Here is a 15,888-nt window from a genome sequence, read left to right as displayed (position 1 = left end):
CGACCTGGTCGTGGCGTAAGTCTCGCGACATTTCGTCCATCCAGGCCAGGGGTGGGCCGGCAGCGGACCTACGATGTGGCGCATGACCCGCTCGGCCCCTCGTCCTCAACCGATCACGGTGCTCGACCTTTTCGCCGGGTGCGGAGGTCTCACTGAGGGATTCCACCAGTTCCGCCCGGACGGGGGTGAGGATCGGCCTGTCTTCCGGACCGTCGGAGCGGTCGAATGGGATACCGCTGCTGCGGCGTCGTATGAGATGAATTTTGGGGCGCGCTCTCCGAGGCTCTCGACTGGAGTCGAGCCGGCCAGGGTCTACTGCGAAGACATCGTCGGGTGGATCCCGTCGGGCCTCGGCGCGATCGACGTCGTCGTCGGCGGCCCACCGTGCCAGGGTTTCTCGGGGTTGAACCGGGACAAGGTGAAGGCAGAGCGAAACCAGCTCTGGCAGGAGTTCATCCGCGTCGTCGAGCACGTTCAACCGAAGGTCTTCGTCATCGAGAACGTCGACAGGTTCGTCAGGTCGCCCGAGTTCGCGGACCTTCAGGACCGTGTGCGGAGCGGTGCGCTCAAGAACTACGTCCTTGTCGACCCGCCCGGGGCGGGCGACGAGAGCACGCCCTCGCGGGCTCGCGGCTATCTCCTCAACTCCGCCGACTACGGATCCCCCCAGGCTCGCCGTCGCGCAATAGTGATCGGTGTCCGGACGAACGCCGGTGTGGAGCCGACGCGATTCCGGTACCCCGCGCCGACGCATGCCCGTGCGGCTACCGCCCTAAGCGGCGATGCGCAGGGAAGCCTCGACGGCATCCCTGGGCTGGTTTCGTGGCTCACCGTTGACGCCGTCTTCGAACGCTCAGCCCGCATCCCGCTCACCGCGATCAACCTGCCCGACCGCGATCCGGTCGTCGGGAAGATCGTCGGGCCCTACCGGACGACCGACCTGCACATCACTCGGGCACCGGAGCCGATCTCCCTCGCCCGGTACCGAGCGATCCCGCCCAAGGGGAATCGAAAGGACCTCCGCGGAAGATATCTCCTCACCACCACGGCAGGCGGTGCCACGGAGCTGCTCAAGAAGGTCACAGAGTTCCGGGACGGGCAGGGCGAGCTGGCGGTCGAGGGTGATTACGAGGTCATCGACGGCAATGGGCCGGGCACTAGGATCTCCGTCAAGTTGTCGGACCGGCCAGTGCCACGTGACGTCTCCCGGTCCGGGCGGCATCGGTCGGAGACTTTCGTCGTCCGGGTGGATCGCGGAGGCAAGGAAACCGACGGCAGACTCGAATACCTCTCCACTGCATCTTGGGACTCGCACGATGCGGGGTCGGCTGACGTCATGGGCCGGCTACGCCTCGGGGATCCCTCGGTGACAGTTCGCACCGAGTTCTTCAAGCCGGAGAAGGGGCGATACCTCCACCCGACGGAGGACCGGCCGATCACCCACTATGAGGCGGCGAAGCTTCAGGGCTTCCCAGATGACTTCCTGTGGTGCGGTTCGAAGACCGAGATCGCGAGACAGATCGGGAACGCCGTACCAATACCACTGGGCCGCAGCATCGCTCGATCGATCTACGACTACTTGAGGGAACCGACGGCCCAGCGCTGATGACGCGTCGCCCTCGCTCTGCCAAGCTGCACCTATGGCGACTGAGGTGCCTCACCGAGCCTGGTTGCTCATGGCGGCCGGCGACGACCGCGGCCACGCAGGGAACGCAGGGTACGACGACCAGATCGACGCGTACTACTCCTGGGACAGCAAGGTCCAGAACCACAAGAACCTGCAGGTCGGTGACGTCATCGCCCTGTGGGACAAGCGTCAACTGCTCGGGGTCTCGGTGATCGAGGCGATCGAGTCGGGCCCCGGTATCAAGGAGCTCCAGCGGTGCCCGAACTGCAACCTGACACGCATCCAACGACGCGCGGACGGCTCTTGGCGGTGCAGCCGGTGCCGCCACAGGTTCGAGATTCCGGTCGTCGAGTCCGTTGACGTCACCGTCTACCGGGCTCGGTACGACGCGGCGTGGACAGAGCTGGACGGTGTGCTGGATGCGGCGGAGATCCCGGAGCTCACGGAGAAGCCGAAGAGCATCAACTCAATCCGCGAGCTGAACTGGCAGAAGTTCAGCGATGCTCTGATCGCGAGGCAAGCGGAGCGCGCGGTCGAGAGACTGGCCCATCGGTCCCCGCAGTTCGTGTGGCGCCCCGAGGCTGGCGTACGGGTCGAGTTCGCACACGGCCACCGCACGGCACTGGTCCGGGTTCGGCGCGGGCAAGGCCCGTTCCGCAAGAACCTCTTGGCGAGTCAGGGTGAGGCATGCGCGTTCACGGGCGGGGCGCCGGCACGGGTCCTCGAGGCGGGGCACCTGTACAGCTATGCGCGGCTCGGGGAGCACCACGAACACGGCGGCCTCATGCTGCGCAGGGACATCCATCGGTTGTTCGACGACGGCATGCTCGCTGTCGACCCGGATCGCCTCCGCATCGACGTGGCCGCGGACCTGGAGCCGTATCAGCAGTACGCCCGGCTCCACGGCACGAGGCTGGCGGTCCCGCTTCATGACACCCAGGTGGGTTGGCTCTCGCAGCATTGGGAGGAGCACCGCGGCACGGTTCTCACGGACTTGTGAGCTCGGTCGCGAAGGTGGTGTCCTGTGCGCCGAGCGGGGCGGCCGCGCCCCACGCTGACGTGACCTGGGTGCCGTCGCCCACGGGCTCGGCCGCCGGCCCGGGGGCAGGCATCATCCACGCGCCTCACGGTGAGAGGGCAAAGAGGGCAGTGACGTGCAGTGTCATATCCTTGACGGACAGATGTGACGAACGAGTCCGCACCCCATCGTGGAGTGGCACGCGAATTGCACGGCCGCTCGGAACGAGTTCAGAAACCGCGGAATTTCAACGATCCTGAGGCCTTGGACTACACGATCAACTTCTGACCGCATGCCCGGAGCCGCGGACATCCGCGGCTCCGGGCATCACCGTGCCGGTGTCGCACGCGCGATCAGCCGACGTACCGCTCAACGACGCTGGGTGGTCGGACGCCGGCGCTGTCGGGATCGCGACCGAACTCGCGCGCAGCATCACGCTGGCGCAGGAGGTCCCAGCACTGGTCGAGTTGCTGCTCCGTGCGGCTGAGCTCGTCCTTCTCGGCGGCGGCGTCGATCCGGCCGGCGGCGAGTCGCGCCCGCAGGGTGTGTTCGTGGGCGATGAGGCTGCTGATGGTGTCGCGGATGTCGTGGTCCGTGGTCATCGTCGCTCCTGATGGGCTGGACGTCGGGTCACTCGGCGAGGAACGGGACGAGGGCCGCGTTGACCTCCTCGGCGTGGGTCCAGCACAGGCCGTGCGGTGCGCCTTCGATGGGCACGTACGTGCTGCCGGCGACGGCCTTGTGGGTCGCCTCCCCGCAGGCGGCGATCGGCAGGATGCGGTCGGCGGACCCGTGCACCACGAGCAGCGGGATGTCGATCTTGGGCAGGTCCTCGCGGAAGTCCGTGGACCACGTGGGCACGCACGCGATCGTCCCCGTGGGCGACGCCGCGGCGGCCGTGTTCCACGCGTCGCGGACGGCCTCCTCGCTGATGCGGGTGCCGAGGTTCTCGTCGAGGTTGTAGAAGTTGACGTTCCACTCGGTGAAGTACGCGAGGCGGTCGGCCTCGAGCCGGGCGGCGATGTCGTCGAAGACCTGCTGCGGCACGCCGTCGGGCGTGTCGGGGGTCTGCAGCACATAGGGCGGGACGCCGGAGATGATCGCGGCCCGCCGCACCCGGCCTGATCCGTATGTGCCGAGGTACCGGGCGATCTCGCCGCCGCCCATGGAGTGGCCGACGAGGTCCACCTGCTCGAGGTCGAGGGCCTCGAGCAGCGCCGACAGGTCGGCGGCGAACGTGTCGTAGTCGTACCCGGTCGACGGCTGGCTCGACTGCCCGAACCCGCGCCGGTCGTACGTGATGACGCGGAACCCGGCGGCGAGCAGGGCGCGTTCCTGGCGCTCCCACGCGCGCCCACTGAGGGGGAACCCGTGGATGAGGACGACGGGGCGGCCAGAGCCAATGTCCGTGTAGTGCAACCTGATCTCGGCCGAGTTCTCGTGTCCGACGGTGACGTGCGGCATGGTCGTTTCCTCTCGTGCGACGTTCTCGTGCGTGATGGTGCGGAAGTCACCCCGCGGGGGGATGACCTGAGCGGCCCGGACCCGGAGGGCCTGACGCCGGGTATGCGAAGGGCTGGCGGTGCCCGATCGCGACGTGCAGCAGCACAGCCGTCGCAAGGGCGTTCAGGGAGGCGTGCGCGACCCACATGTCGGGGTCGACGACGTCGAGCCGGAGCGCTTCGGCGATCCGGACGAGCACGGCGTACAGCAGCGCCGCCAGTGCGAGCGTGCCGAGGACGGCGGTGAGTCGCTGGCGGACCGTTCGGCTCGGCGCGTCGAAAAGCATCCCGACGAGCAGCCCGGCGGCGATGACGCAGCCGGCGACGGCGCCGACGCGGTCGGGCCGGTCGCGGAGCCACGGGGCGACGATGGCGAGGGAGCCCGCCGCCGCGCCGAGCATCGTCGCGTGCGCGGCGAGGACGCGGCGGCCCGGGCCTGCGATCCTCGACGTCGGCCACCCGCGCAGCACGACGTGCCCGAGCACCTGACAGGAACCGACCACGGCGAGGGCGGCGGCCGCGAAGCCGCCGGGCAGCGGCCCGGTCCGTGGCGCGACCAGCGAGCCGGCGGGAGAGTCGACGTCGACCAGCAGGAGGAAGAGGACGACGGCGAGCGACCAGCACGCCGCGAGCGCGGCGAACCCGCCGAGGCGCGGCGGCAGCCTGTGGAGCGGGCGGCGCTCGCCGACGAGCGTGAGCTCCAGCACGAGCACGAAGGCCATGGCGCCGAGCGGCACCGTCGCGGGGAACGACGGGATGTGGCCGGGGCCGGGCGCGGCGCGGAACAGCCCCGCCGGGTCGAGCCCGCCGACGATCGACTGCGCGACACCAGCGAGCACGATCGCGCCCGCCGCGACCACCGCGATGTTGGCCCACGCGGTCCAGCGTGGCCCCAGGTGCGACCCGGGCCAGTCGTCCCACCAGAGCGCGATCACGATGAGGAGCGGCAGCGAGAAGGTCACCAGCGGCCCCACCACGACCGTCGCCCCGTCGCCGCCCGCACCGACAGCGAGGAGGGTGGCGAGGGGGAGCACGACGATCAGGCCACGGGCGCCGAGGTCCGCCCACCCGCTCGGACGCGCGAGCCCGGTCGCGGTGGGCAGGGGCATGGCGCGCCGACGACCTCCGCTGGGGCGACGTGTGTCGGCGGTCCTGGTCATGGGCGCCTCGCGGGCAGCGGCGGATCCATGACCAGCTCGGGGGCCATGGGCAGCGTCCGGACGCGGCGGCCGGTCGCGTGGAACACCGCGTTCGCGATGGCGGCGGCGACGCCGACCTGCCCGATCTCCCCGACGCCCTTGGCGCCGAGCGGCCCGACGACGTCGTCGTGGACCTCGACGAAGGCGACGTCGACCTCGGGTGCGTCGGCGTTGACGGGGACCAGGTACTCCGCCAGGTTCGTCGCGCCCCACCGGCCGGACCGGGGGTCCATCGCGTTGCCCTCGAGGAGGGCCTGGCTCATGCCCCAGAGCATGCCGCCCATCAGCTGGCTGCGGGCGAGCAGGGGGTTGAGGACGCGGCCGGGGGCGAACGCGCCGGTGAGCCGTCGCACGCGCACCAGCCCGAGCTCAGGGTCGACGGCGACCTCGGCGAACTGGGCCCCGAAGGTCAGCAGGCCGTGCGGGGTGTCCAGGGGCGGCGGGGTCCAGGTGCCGACCTCGTCGACGTCGGACAGGCGGTGGCGGGCGAGGACGTCGGCGTACGTGTCGGCGGCGCCGGGGCGCTCCGGAGACGTGAGTTGCCCGCCCGCCACGACGACCGACGCGGGGTCGGCCCCGTGCAGCGGGGACCCCTCGCCGTCGACGGCCAGCGCGACGACGGCGGACCGCACGGCGGTCGCGGCCGCGTGGACCGCGGAGCTGACCATGCCGGCGCCCGCGGACCCCACGGCGGCCGAGCTGTTCGGCAGGTCGGTGTCGCCGGCTTCGAAGCGGACGGCGTCCAGGTCGAGGCCCAGGGTGTCCGCGGCCACCTGGGTGGCGATGGTCAGCACGCCGGTGCCGAACTCCTGGGTCGACGTCTGGACGACGGCGCTCCCGTCGGCGAGCAGCCGCGCCCGGGCCTGCTGGGGCGGCATGAAGAACGCCACGGGATAGGCCGCGGCCGACATCCCGGTGCCGACGAGCCAGTCGCCCTCCCGACGGGTGCGGGGAACGGGGTCGCGTGACGCCCACCCGAACCGTTCCGCGCCGGTGCGCAGGCACTCGGCGAACCCGTCGCTGGACCAGGGGTGCCCGGCAGGGGAGACCCCCGCCCGGTTGCGCAGCCGCAGCTCGACCGGGTCGACGCCGACCTCGTACGCGAGCTCGTCCATGGCGGTCTCGAGCGCGAAGACGCCGAGGGTCTCACCGGGCCCCCGGGTGAAGGTGGGCGTCATCGTGTTGCCGCGCACCAGGCGGTGCACGCCCCGGTAGTGGCCGACGGCGTACAGCTGGGAGGACACCCCGGTGGCGGGCTCGGCCCAGTCGTCGAAGGGCGACGTGACGGACACCTTCTCGTGCCGGATCGCGGTGAGCCTCCCGTCGCGGGTGGCGCCGAGCGCGACCGTCTGTTCCTGCTCCTCGCGGTGCCCGTTGGAGGTGAACGCCTGCTCCCTGGTGAGCACCAGCCGCACCGGCCGCCCGACGTGGCGCGCTGCGATCGCCGTGAGCGTGGTGTGGGGCCAGACCATCGCCTTGGACCCGAACCCGCCGCCGACGAAGTGCGTGACCACCCGGACGTTCGCGATCGGGAGGCCCAGCAGGGCGGCCACCGTCAGCTGCGTCGCGCGCACCCCCATCGTGGACTCGTAGAGGGTCAGCAGGCTGCCGTCCCACACGGCAAGCGTCGCGGGCGGCTCGAGTGCGTTGTGGTGGTTGGCCGCCATCCGGTACCCCGCGGCGACGCGCACCTCCGCCTCGGCGAGGGCGCCGTCGACGTCGCCCCGCTCGGCGCGGCCGGGCATCAGGCCGCCGAACAGTCGCTCCGCCTCGTAGACCTGATCCGCACCCTGCGCGATCGTGACGACCGGCGGGCGCACCTCGTACTCCACGCGGACGAGGCGTGCCGCGTGGCGGGCCTGCTCGGACGTCTCCGCCACGACCAGGGCCACCGGCTGTCCGGCGTAGTGGACCTCGTCGTCCTGCAGGGGGAAGAAGCTCTCCCCGGGGGCCGCCTGCCCCAGGAGGGACGGCAGGAGGCGGGGCTGCGCCGCGACGGGCGGCACATCCCGGCGGGTCAGGACCGCGAGGACGCCGTCGGTCTCCAGGGCCGCAGCGTCGTGGACGGCGAGGACGCGGCCGTGGGCGATCGTCGCGCCCACCAGGGCGAGATGGGCCGTACCGGGAAGGGTGATCTCCGCGGTGTAGCGCGCCGCCCCGGTCACCTTCGCCGGCCCGTCGACGCGCGTGACGGGGCGCCCGACGGCGGTCACGACGCAGCTCCGGTGTCCGCGCCCGCGACCGCGGAGGCGAGCGCGCGCACGATCGCCCGCTGGGCCAGCGGGATCTTGAACGCGTTGTGCTCGCGAGGGAGCGCGGCCGCCAGCTCGTCGGCGGCGGCCCGGCGGAACGCCTCGACGTCGGCGGGGCCGCCGACCAGCGCCGCCTCCGCCCTCCGCGCCCGCCAGGGCTTCGTCGCGATCCCGCCCAGGGCGAGCCGCACGTCGCTGACCGTCCCGTCCTGGACCAGGACGGCGGCCGCGACGGACACGAGCGCGAACTCGTAGGACTGCCGGTCGCGGACCTTCAGGTACGTGGACCGCGCCGAGATCGGTGCATGGGGCAGGTCGACCCCGATGACGAGCTCGCCGCGGCCGAGCGGGTGCTCGATCTCGGGCGTCGCTCCCGGCAGGAGGAAGAAGTCGTCGATCGGTATCGCCCGCTCCCCGTCCGGGCCCGTCGTGTGCACGACGGCGTCGAGCGCCACCAGGGCCACCGCGAGGTCCGACGGATGGGTCGCGAGGCACCGGGTGCTCGTTCCGAGCACCGCATGCCCTCTGTTGAGGCCCTCGAGCGCCGCGCACCCGGAGCCCGGTGCGCGCTTGTTGCACGGGGAGACGCCGTCGCGCAGGTAGGGGCACCGGGTGCGCTGCAGGAGGTTCCCGCCGATGGTGGCCATGTTGCGCAGCTGGCCGGAGGCGCCGAGGAGAAGGGCCCGGGCGAGCCCGGGGTAGCGGCTCTTCACCGAGGCGTGCCGTGCGGCGTCGCTCATCCGCACGAGCGCACCGAGGTGCAGCCCGCTGCCGGAGAGGTCGTCGATGCCGGTGAGAGGCAGGTCGGTGATGTCGACGAGGTGCTGCGCGGGGTCCACCCCCGCCCGCACGAGGTCGACGGCCGTCGTCCCGCCCGCGAGGTAGGCGCTCGTCGGGTCGGCGGAGACGATCGAGACGGCCTCGGCGACAGACGCCGCGCGCGTGTACGTCAGCGGCCTCACGGCGCGTCACCGTGCCCCGGGCACCGCCCGCCGTCCCGCATGCAGCGGATCGCGTCCCTGATGTTCGGGTAGGCCGCACAGCGGCACAGGTTCCCGCTCATCGCCTCGGTGAGCTCGTCGTCGGTGATCGCCCCGTTCTCGTCGAGCACCGCGACGGCCGACATGATCTGCCCCGGGGTGCAGTACCCGCACTGGAACGCGTCGTGCTCGACGAACGCCCGCTGCATCGGATGCAGCTCGTCACCCCCGAGACCCTCGATCGTCGTGACCGCGTGTCCCTCGGCGGCGACGGCGAGGGTCAGGCATGCGAGGACTCGTCGCCCGTCGACCCAGACCGTGCACGCCCCGCAGGTGCCCTGGTCGCACCCCTTCTTCGTGCCGGTGAGGTCGAGGTGCTCGCGCAGGGCGTCGAGCAGGCTCGTCCGCGGTTCGAGGACGACGGTGTGCGCGGCACCGTTGACCTTCAGCGTGACCGGGGCGGCCGTGGGGCCACGGGTGCTGAGCTGCCGCGCGGTGGTGGTCATGCTGTGTCCCGTCTGTGGTCGTCCCGGTCGAGCGGGGGGCTCGTCCGGAATCGATCCTGCCGACAGGGCACCGCACTCGTATCCGCCGGTGCACAGTCCGTACTGGCCGGTCGTGGCGCGGGGGCCCGGCTACGTCGCCGGCCCCGGGGTCAGGAACTCCCGCTCAGCGCATGCTCGAGCTGAGTGCGGGAGGTGATGCCGAGCTTGGCGAAGACCTTGTGCAGGTGGAACTGCACGGTGCGCGGGCTGAGGAAGAGGCGTGCCGCGATCGCGGGGTTCGACAGCCCGTCGCGCGCCATGCGCGCGATCTGGGACTCCTGGGCGGTGAGGACGCCGGTGCCGCCCGGTCCGCTGCCCCGGTGCGCGGACTCGCCGGTGGCACGGAGCTCACGTCCCGCCCGCTTCGCGAACCCGTCCATGCCCATCGCCTCGAACATGTTCGCCGCGGTCCGGAGCTGTTCGCGGGCCTCTGACCGGCGCCGCTGGCGTCGCAGGCGTTCGCCGTGCACGAGATGGGAGCGCGCCAGGTCGGTGCGCATCCCGGAACGGGCGAGGAGCCTGGTCGCGTCGCGGTGCAGGGCGTCCGCGTCCTCGTCGTCGGCGAGGAGGGCACGCGAGCGTGCCTCGATCCCCAGCGCCCAGTTCGTGCGGCAGGACCGGGTCATCCGTGCGAGCCAGTCGAGCGCGTCCTCGGCGACGTCGGGCTGTCCGGCCCTGGCAGCCGCCTCGATGAGCTCGGCCACGGCCCAGTTCGCGATGCCCGGGTAGTGCAGGTCCGGGTACTCCTGGTGACGGAGGGCGTCCTGCGCCGCGCGCATCGCCCGGGGATAGTCGCCGAGGCCGTTGAACAGGAGGGCGCGGGCCCACTCGGCGACGGCGATCCCGATGCCCTCGCCCCGCTCGCCGGCTTCGCGGGCGGCGTCGTCGGCCAACGACGCCGTGCCGAGGTCCCCGCGGGAGGCGCCGATGAGGAGGTCGGGGTACGGCGCCAAGGCTGCGCCGGTGGCGACGGCCACCGCGCGCATCTCGTCGGCCAGCGATGCTGCCGCGTCGATGTCGCCGGCGAACGTCAGCCGGTAGGCGCGGGTGCTCAGCGCCAGCGGCAGCTCGCTGAGCGACCCGGCGGCCCGCGCGAGGCGGAGGTACCGCTCCGACAGCACGTCCCAGGTCTCCTCCTCCCAGAGATGGAGAGCCGCCTCGTTGGCGAGCCACAGCCAGCGCAGCTCGTCCGCCACGCTCCCGTCGGTGAAGGCGGCGAGCACCTGGGTCAGCAGGGGGACGGCGTTCTCGTAGCCGTCGACGAAGTTCGCGGCGAGCGCCCCGAGCAGGAGGTCGGGGGCCAGCGGGGGGTCGTGCGGCGGAGGGGCGCCGGCCGCCGCGGCCGCGACGTCGGCGACGCCGCCGCCGTCGGCGGCGAGGCGCCCGGCGAACATCGCAGCGTTCAGGGCGTCGAGATAGATGACGCGCGCCAGCGCAGGGTCGGAGGACTCGAGCCGGCGAGCCGCGTCGGCGAGGAGGAGGGGCGCCTCCCCACCCCGGAGGGAGACGAAGGCGAGGCGTGCCCGGAGGATGACGACCTGGGACGTGCCCGCCTCGTCGAGACCGCCGGCCTCGGCGGTGGTGGCGAGCTCGTCCGCCTTCTCGAACGAGCCGGCCTGGAAGGCGGCGCCCGCGGCCGCCGCGGCGCGCCGCGCCCGGAGCGCGGGGTCCTGCGTCAGCAGTGCCGAACGCTCCAGGAAGGCCGCCTGAGCGGCGTGCCCGCCCCGTGCGTGGGCGCGCTCGGCCGAGGCCTCCAGGTCGCGCGCGACGCTCTCGTCCGGCGCGGTGACGGACTGGGCGCTGTGCCAGGCGCGGCGGTCCGGGTCGGCCTCGGCGTCCGTGGCCCACGCGAGTACGCGGTGCGCCTCCTGGCGTGCGGTGTGGGACGCCGAGCGGTAGGCCGCCGCGCGCACGAGCGGGTGGTGGAAGCGGACCGAGGTGCCGAAGCTGACGAGCCCCGCGGCGACCGCCGGCGTCAGGTCGTCGGGGGTGTGCCCGAGCCGTTCGGCGGCGCGCCACACCAGGACGGGGTCACCTGTCGGGTCGGCTGCGGCGACGGCGAGCAGCTGCCGTGCCGGCTCCGGGAGCGCCTCGATCCTGCGTGCGAAGCCCGCCTCGAGCTCGGCCTCGATCGACGAGTCACCGGTGGTGGAGGTAGGGACCACGAAGCCTCCGGCCAGCCGGCCCGCCGCTAGCTCGCGCGGCAGCTCCAGCAGGGCGAGGGGGTTGCCCTGCGCCTCGGCGAGGACACGCGCACGGACGCGGTCGTCGACCGGACCGGGCAGCGCGGCGTCGAGGAGTGCACGGGCCTCGGCGTCGGACAGCCCGTGGACGTGGAGCGAGGGAAGCCCGGCGAGCCCGACGTCGACGCGGCGCGTGGCGATCACCAGGCCGATGCTCTCGCTCCCGAGCCGTCGGGCGACGAAGGCGAGCGCCTCGGCGGAGGCGGTGTCCAGCCACTGGTAGTCGTCCACGAGCACGACGAGCGGGCGGTCGGTGGCCGCCTCGGACAGCAGGCCGAGGACGCCCAGCCCGACGAGGAACCGGTCCGGCGGCTGACCGGAGCTGAGGCCGAGCGCGACGCCGAGCGCCTCTCGCTGCGGGGCCGCGATCCGGTCGGCGTGTGCGAACAGCGGGCCGCACAGCCGGTGCAGTCCGGCGAACGCGAGCTCGGCCTCCGACTGCACGCCGGAGGTGCGCAGGACCGTGCAGTCCGTGGCGTGCGCTGCCAGGTGGTCGAGCAGCGCCGTCTTGCCGACGCCCGCGGTGCCGTGCAGGAGCAGGGCCTGGCTCTGGCCGGAACGGATCTCGTCGACGAGCCCGTCGAGCGTGGCGCGCTCGTTCCGACGCCCGACCATTCCGACTGCTGGGCTGCGCTTGGCGGCACTCGGCATGGCGGGAGCGTAGCCCTCGCTCTGCGCACCGGCCACCGGTCACCGGCCACCGGCGGATTCGCCGGCGGGGTCTGCCCGTGACAGTGGCATGAGCGGCCGACACGACGACGACCGCACGCGGTCAGGAGGCACGATGACGACGACGGACGAACCTGTGACGCTCGACCCGGCGGTGGCCCGGGTCGTGGCTGCGATCAACGCCGGCGACCGGCGCGCATTCCTGTCGGCCCTGGCACCCAGGGCCGTGCTGACCGACGACGGCACCCCTCGCCCGCTCGCGGACTGGGTGGAACGGGAGATCTTCTCGGCCGACGGGCGCCTGACCGTCGAACGTGCGGACGCGGACGGACGCGAGCTCGTAGGCCGGTTCCGCAATCTCCTGTGGGGCGAGATGCGCACGTACTGGCGCTTCGACGTCGTCGACGGCGCCGTCACCCGCATCGAGACCGGCCAGGCCTGACGGCGGGGCCGAGGATGCTTGCCCTGGCGGAACGCCTGCTCCCGTGGCTCGGACCGGGCCGCCCCTCGTTCGCCGTCGCCACGGTGGTCTCCGCCTCCGGGTCCACCCCGAGCACGGTCGGCACCGCGATGGCTGTCCGGTCGGACGGGGTCGTTCTCGGGAGCCTGTCCGGTGGTTGCGTCGAGGGGGCGGTGCACGTGGCAGCCCTCGACGCGATCCACCAAGGAGGCTGCCTCGTCGAACGGTTCGACTGCACCGACGACAGCGCATTCGCGGTCGGACTGCCGTGCGGCGGTGACATGGAGGTGCACGTGCAACCGGTGCGGGCCGAGGACGGGGACGACCCGGCCGTGGTCGCGCTGATGGCGCTCGCCGGCAACGAGCGGGGACTGCTCGTGCGACGGCTCGACACGGTCCGGCCCACCGCCGTCTTCCGGGACCTCACCGCCGTCGTCTCGCGACCCGACGACCTCGTCGCCGGCCTGGGCGAGCTCGTGCCGTCGCACCTGGCTCCGCAGACCGTGGTCGCGATCGACGACCTGCTCACGCGGTCCGGCGCCGTCGTGGTCCATGTACCCGACGGTCGTGGGACATCGGACGGTCGGGGGACGGTCGCGCGCGAGTGCCTCCTCGTCGAGTCGCGGGTCCCCGCGGCGCGCTTCCTCGTCGTCGGCTCGAACCATTTCGCGAGGGCGCTCGTGAGCGCGACCCGACTGCTGGGCTATCACGTGACGCTCGTCGACCCGCGCGCCGTCTTCACCACGCGTCTTCGTTTCCCCGAGGCGGACGACGTCGTCGTCGACTGGCCCCACCGCTACCTGGCGGCCGAGGCTCGCGCGGGTCGCCTGGACCGGAGGACGGGGATCGCCGTGATGACCCACGACGCGAAGATCGACGTCCCGGTGCTCCGCGGCGCACTCGAGCTCGATCTCGCGTACGTCGGGGCGATGGGGTCGAGACGGTCTCACGAGGCCCGGGTCGCAGCGCTGCGCGACTCCGGGGTGCCCGAGCCCGCGCTGGCGACGCTCCGGTCGCCGATCGGGATGGATCTGGGCGCCGAGACACCGTCGGAGGTCGCGGTGTCGGTGGTCGCCGAGCTCGTGGCTGCCGCGCACGGGCGCAGCCAGGTGGGGCCCCTGTGCGAGACGGACGGCCCGGTGCACGGGCTCCCGCGGGCCGATGGAATTCCGTGGCGCACTGGGCCGCAGCATCGCTCGATCGATCGAGGACTACTTGAGGAACCGACGGCCCAGCGCTGACGACGCGTCGCCCTCGCTCCGCCAAGCTGCACGCATGGCGAACGATGTCCCTCACCGAGCCTGGTTGCTCATGGCGGCCGGCGAGGACCTCCGCGCGCCGGGAACGCGGGCTACCTCGAGCATGGCGGCCTGATGCTGCGTAGGGACATCCACCGGTTGTGCGACGACGGCATGCCCGCTGTCGACCCGGATCACCTCCGCGTTGACGTGGCCGGCGATCTCGAGCGGTACCCGCAATACGCCCGGCTCCACGGCGCGAGACTGGTGGTCCCGCTGCTCGACACGCAGGTGGGATGGCTCGGTCAGCACTGGGAGGAGCATCGCGGTGGGGTTCACGTGGGCGCCTGACGCGCCGCGCAGTGGCTGCGACGGCTGTCCTGGGACGTCGGCAGGTCCGCCGTGCTGACGGCGGTGCAGCGTGATCGGATCGCCTCGCGGCTCGGGGACAGTCTGGTGGACGGTGTCCTGACCGGGTCGGCGTCGGAGCACCGTGAGCAGCGTCGCAACCGTGACGCTGCCGCCCGCCGGTTGGTCGTCGTCGTCGGCGAGGCGATTGCTGCACCGGCCCGGGCACGCCGCTCCACCCGCCCGACCCGCGGCTCCCGGGAGCGTCGTCTGACCGCCAAGAAGCAGCGGTCCGCGACCAAGCGTCTGCGCTCCTCGCGTCCCCGCCGCGACGACTGACGCGCCGCGGGACGGGACCGCTGCGGCTGTCACCCCGCGGCACGTGCCCGCTCCCGGCAGGCGCGCGGCCGTCGTCCCGGGCCTGGTCGACACGTAGGCTCCGGACCATGCCCAGTCGGCACGTAGGCTCCGGACCATGCCCACTGTTCTGCTCGTCCGCCACGGCCGCACGACCGCGAACGCGCAGGGCATTCTCGCCGGCCGGGCGGCCGGGGTGCGGCTGGACGCGGTGGGCCGTGAGCAGGCCGCCCGGGCCGCGGCGCGGATGGCGGCGGTGCCGCTCGTCGCGGTGGTGACGAGCCCGCTCGAGCGCTGCCGGCAGACGGCGCGCGTCCTCGTCGAGCATCAGGCCGGCCAACCCGGCGCCGACGCCGTTGCACCGCCGACCGTGGTCGAGCACGGCATCACCGAGTGCGACTACGGGCAGTGGCAGGGGCGCGCGCTGCGCGACCTCGCGAAGGAGCCGTTGTGGTCGACGGTTCAGTCGCAGCCGTCCGCGGTGACGTTCCCCGGCGGGGAGTCGCTCGCGCAGATGCAGGCCCGTTCGGTGGCGGCGGTCCGTCGCCACGACGCGGCGTTCGAGGAGCAGCACGGCAGGGGTGCGGTCTGGGCGGCTGTCGCGCACGGCGACATCATCAAGTCGGTGCTGGCCGACGCGCTCGGCATGCACCTCGACCTGTTCCAGCGCATCGCGGTGGGGCCGGCGTCGGTGTCGATCGTGCGGTACGGGCCGCACCGGCCGGAGGTCGTGGCCACCAACACGGACTCCGGCGACCTGTCGTGGTTGCGCGACGCCGGACCGGCAGGGGACGCGCCCGTCGGGGGCGGGTCCGGCGCCCAGGCCTTGTAACGCCGCTGCCGCCGCCTCCTAGAGTGGTGGCATGCCCACCATCGTGCACGAGTTCGACTGGCCCGACCGGGTCGTGGTCGGGACGGTCGGCCGCCCCGGGTCACGCACGTTCTACCTCCAGGCCCGCGCGGGCACCCGGACGTCCAGCGTCGCGCTGGAGAAAGAGCAGTCCGCCGTGCTCGCCGAGATGGTCGATCGGCTCCTCGACGAGCTGACGGCCAAGAACGACCAGCTCTCCATCCCCGCCGAGGCACCGGTGGAGCTCCTCGACGACGAGCCGCTGGACCAGCCCGTGGAGGAGGACTTCCGGACGGGCACGATGCGGCTGGCCTGGGACCCCCGGACCCTGCAGATGGTCATCGAGGCATACCCGGTCGAGGCGGACCTGTCCGACGACGACGATCCGGCCGGAGCAGGGGCGGCCGACGACGAGGCCGAGCCCAGCGAGATGCTGCTCGTGCGGATCCCGGTCGGGACGGCGCGGGCCTTCGCGCAGCGCACGCGTCGCGTCGTCGAGGCGGGGCGTCCGACGTGCTCGGACTGCGGCCTGCCGATGGACGAGGACGGTCACGAGTGCCCCGCGGACGACGGCGAGCAGGCGCCATGAGCCTGCCGGCC

The 15,888-nt window shown here is 72.8% G+C and carries 16 protein-coding genes; 7 read left to right on the top strand and 9 right to left on the bottom strand.

Going from position 1 to position 15,888, the window contains the following annotated elements:
• The first annotated feature begins 82 nt into the window (after positions 1–82).
• Together ACFCZN_RS04640 and ACFCZN_RS04635 are read left to right on the top strand one after the other, a co-directional pair.
• Positions 83–1,606 carry a DNA cytosine methyltransferase gene (locus tag ACFCZN_RS04640; protein WP_430555986.1) on the top strand — a complete coding sequence of 508 codons (1,524 nt, stop codon included), beginning with the start codon at positions 83–85 and terminating at the stop codon, positions 1,604–1,606.
• Positions 1,607–1,676: 70 nt separating this feature from the next.
• Complete coding sequence (locus ACFCZN_RS04635) at positions 1,677–2,627, top strand: HNH endonuclease (protein ID WP_430555985.1); 951 nt, start codon at positions 1,677–1,679, stop codon at positions 2,625–2,627.
• Here the strand turns inward: ACFCZN_RS04635 and ACFCZN_RS04630 are convergent.
• The 8 genes from ACFCZN_RS04630 to ACFCZN_RS04595 all read right to left on the bottom strand — a co-directional run bounded on the left by ACFCZN_RS04630 (position 2,614) and on the right by ACFCZN_RS04595 (position 12,017).
• Complete coding sequence (locus ACFCZN_RS04630; RefSeq protein WP_430555984.1) at positions 2,614–2,742, bottom strand: hypothetical protein; 129 nt, start codon at positions 2,740–2,742, stop codon at positions 2,614–2,616. The genes ACFCZN_RS04635 and ACFCZN_RS04630 overlap by 14 nt on opposite strands.
• Positions 2,743–2,998: 256 nt before the next feature.
• Positions 2,999–3,247: a DUF2630 family protein gene (locus tag ACFCZN_RS04625; RefSeq protein ID WP_430555983.1), complete on the bottom strand. Its 249-nt coding sequence runs from the start codon at positions 3,245–3,247 to the stop codon at positions 2,999–3,001.
• Positions 3,248–3,275: 28 nt separating this feature from the next.
• A complete protein-coding gene (locus ACFCZN_RS04620) occupies positions 3,276–4,109 on the bottom strand; it encodes an alpha/beta fold hydrolase (protein ID WP_430555982.1) in 834 nt (277 codons plus the stop codon).
• Positions 4,110–4,155: 46 nt separating this feature from the next.
• Positions 4,156–5,256 (bottom strand): hypothetical protein, encoded by a 1,101-nt coding sequence (locus tag ACFCZN_RS04615; protein ID WP_430555981.1) that lies wholly within the window; start codon positions 5,254–5,256, stop codon positions 4,156–4,158.
• Positions 5,257–5,303: 47 nt separating this feature from the next.
• Positions 5,304–7,559 carry a xanthine dehydrogenase family protein molybdopterin-binding subunit gene (locus ACFCZN_RS04610; protein WP_430555980.1) on the bottom strand — a complete coding sequence of 752 codons (2,256 nt, stop codon included), beginning with the start codon at positions 7,557–7,559 and terminating at the stop codon, positions 5,304–5,306.
• Complete coding sequence (locus ACFCZN_RS04605) at positions 7,556–8,560, bottom strand: FAD binding domain-containing protein (protein ID WP_430555979.1); 1,005 nt, start codon at positions 8,558–8,560, stop codon at positions 7,556–7,558. Before ACFCZN_RS04605 ends, ACFCZN_RS04610 begins: the two co-directional genes overlap by 4 nt.
• Positions 8,557–9,084: a (2Fe-2S)-binding protein gene (locus tag ACFCZN_RS04600; RefSeq protein ID WP_430555978.1), complete on the bottom strand. Its 528-nt coding sequence runs from the start codon at positions 9,082–9,084 to the stop codon at positions 8,557–8,559. The genes ACFCZN_RS04605 and ACFCZN_RS04600 overlap by 4 nt, the downstream gene beginning before the upstream one ends.
• Positions 9,085–9,233: 149 nt before the next feature.
• On the bottom strand, positions 9,234–12,017 hold the full coding sequence (locus ACFCZN_RS04595) for an AAA family ATPase (protein WP_430555977.1): 2,784 nt from the start codon (positions 12,015–12,017) through the stop codon (positions 9,234–9,236).
• Between the two features lie 133 nt (positions 12,018–12,150).
• Here ACFCZN_RS04595 and ACFCZN_RS04590 point away from each other — a divergent pair, with 133 nt between their 5' ends.
• A complete protein-coding gene (locus ACFCZN_RS04590; RefSeq protein ID WP_430555976.1) occupies positions 12,151–12,477 on the top strand; it encodes a hypothetical protein in 327 nt (108 codons plus the stop codon).
• A gap of 14 nt (positions 12,478–12,491) precedes the next feature.
• Complete coding sequence (locus ACFCZN_RS04585) at positions 12,492–13,736, top strand: XdhC family protein (protein WP_430555975.1); 1,245 nt, start codon at positions 12,492–12,494, stop codon at positions 13,734–13,736.
• A 51-nt stretch (positions 13,737–13,787) separates the two neighbouring features.
• Here ACFCZN_RS04585 and ACFCZN_RS04580 read toward each other — a convergent pair whose 3' ends face one another.
• A complete protein-coding gene (locus ACFCZN_RS04580) occupies positions 13,788–14,072 on the bottom strand; it encodes a hypothetical protein (RefSeq protein WP_430555974.1) in 285 nt (94 codons plus the stop codon).
• Between the two features lie 117 nt (positions 14,073–14,189).
• Here ACFCZN_RS04580 and ACFCZN_RS04575 point away from each other — a divergent pair, with 117 nt between their 5' ends.
• From ACFCZN_RS04575 to ACFCZN_RS04565, 3 genes are all read left to right on the top strand, one after another.
• Positions 14,190–14,420, top strand: a complete 231-nt coding sequence (locus tag ACFCZN_RS04575) for a hypothetical protein (RefSeq protein WP_430555973.1) — start codon at positions 14,190–14,192, stop codon at positions 14,418–14,420.
• A gap of 136 nt (positions 14,421–14,556) precedes the next feature.
• The gene (locus ACFCZN_RS04570; protein WP_430555972.1) at positions 14,557–15,270 is read left to right on the top strand and encodes an MSMEG_4193 family putative phosphomutase; all 714 of its coding nucleotides are present in this window, start codon (positions 14,557–14,559) and stop codon (positions 15,268–15,270) included.
• A 31-nt stretch (positions 15,271–15,301) separates the two neighbouring features.
• Entirely contained in the window at positions 15,302–15,877 is a 576-nt protein-coding gene (locus ACFCZN_RS04565; RefSeq protein ID WP_430555971.1) for a DUF3090 domain-containing protein, read from the top strand.
• Positions 15,878–15,888: the final 11 nt, after the last annotated feature.

Origin of the sequence: Isoptericola sp. NPDC056134, from assembly GCF_042264825.1 — a bacterium.
In the GTDB taxonomy this organism is placed as follows: domain Bacteria; phylum Actinomycetota; class Actinomycetes; order Actinomycetales; family Cellulomonadaceae; genus Isoptericola; species Isoptericola nanjingensis.
This window is presented reverse-complemented; position numbering and strand designations above follow the sequence as displayed.

Coding starts and splice junctions, on each gene's coding strand:
- ACFCZN_RS04640 (WP_430555986.1), top strand. CDS start 83: ATGACCCGCTCGGCCCCTCGTCCTCAACCGATCACGGTGCTCGACCTT.
- ACFCZN_RS04635 (WP_430555985.1), top strand. CDS start 1,677: ATGGCGGCCGGCGACGACCGCGGCCACGCAGGGAACGCAGGGTACGAC.
- ACFCZN_RS04630 (WP_430555984.1), bottom strand. CDS start 2,742: ATGATGCCTGCCCCCGGGCCGGCGGCCGAGCCCGTGGGCGACGGCACC.
- ACFCZN_RS04625 (WP_430555983.1), bottom strand. CDS start 3,247: ATGACCACGGACCACGACATCCGCGACACCATCAGCAGCCTCATCGCC.
- ACFCZN_RS04620 (WP_430555982.1), bottom strand. CDS start 4,109: ATGCCGCACGTCACCGTCGGACACGAGAACTCGGCCGAGATCAGGTTG.
- ACFCZN_RS04615 (WP_430555981.1), bottom strand. CDS start 5,256: ATGCCCCTGCCCACCGCGACCGGGCTCGCGCGTCCGAGCGGGTGGGCG.
- ACFCZN_RS04600 (WP_430555978.1), bottom strand. CDS start 9,084: ATGACCACCACCGCGCGGCAGCTCAGCACCCGTGGCCCCACGGCCGCC.
- ACFCZN_RS04595 (WP_430555977.1), bottom strand. CDS start 12,017: ATGCCGAGTGCCGCCAAGCGCAGCCCAGCAGTCGGAATGGTCGGGCGT.
- ACFCZN_RS04590 (WP_430555976.1), top strand. CDS start 12,151: ATGACGACGACGGACGAACCTGTGACGCTCGACCCGGCGGTGGCCCGG.
- ACFCZN_RS04585 (WP_430555975.1), top strand. CDS start 12,492: ATGCTTGCCCTGGCGGAACGCCTGCTCCCGTGGCTCGGACCGGGCCGC.
- ACFCZN_RS04570 (WP_430555972.1), top strand. CDS start 14,557: ATGCCCACTGTTCTGCTCGTCCGCCACGGCCGCACGACCGCGAACGCG.
- ACFCZN_RS04565 (WP_430555971.1), top strand. CDS start 15,302: ATGCCCACCATCGTGCACGAGTTCGACTGGCCCGACCGGGTCGTGGTC.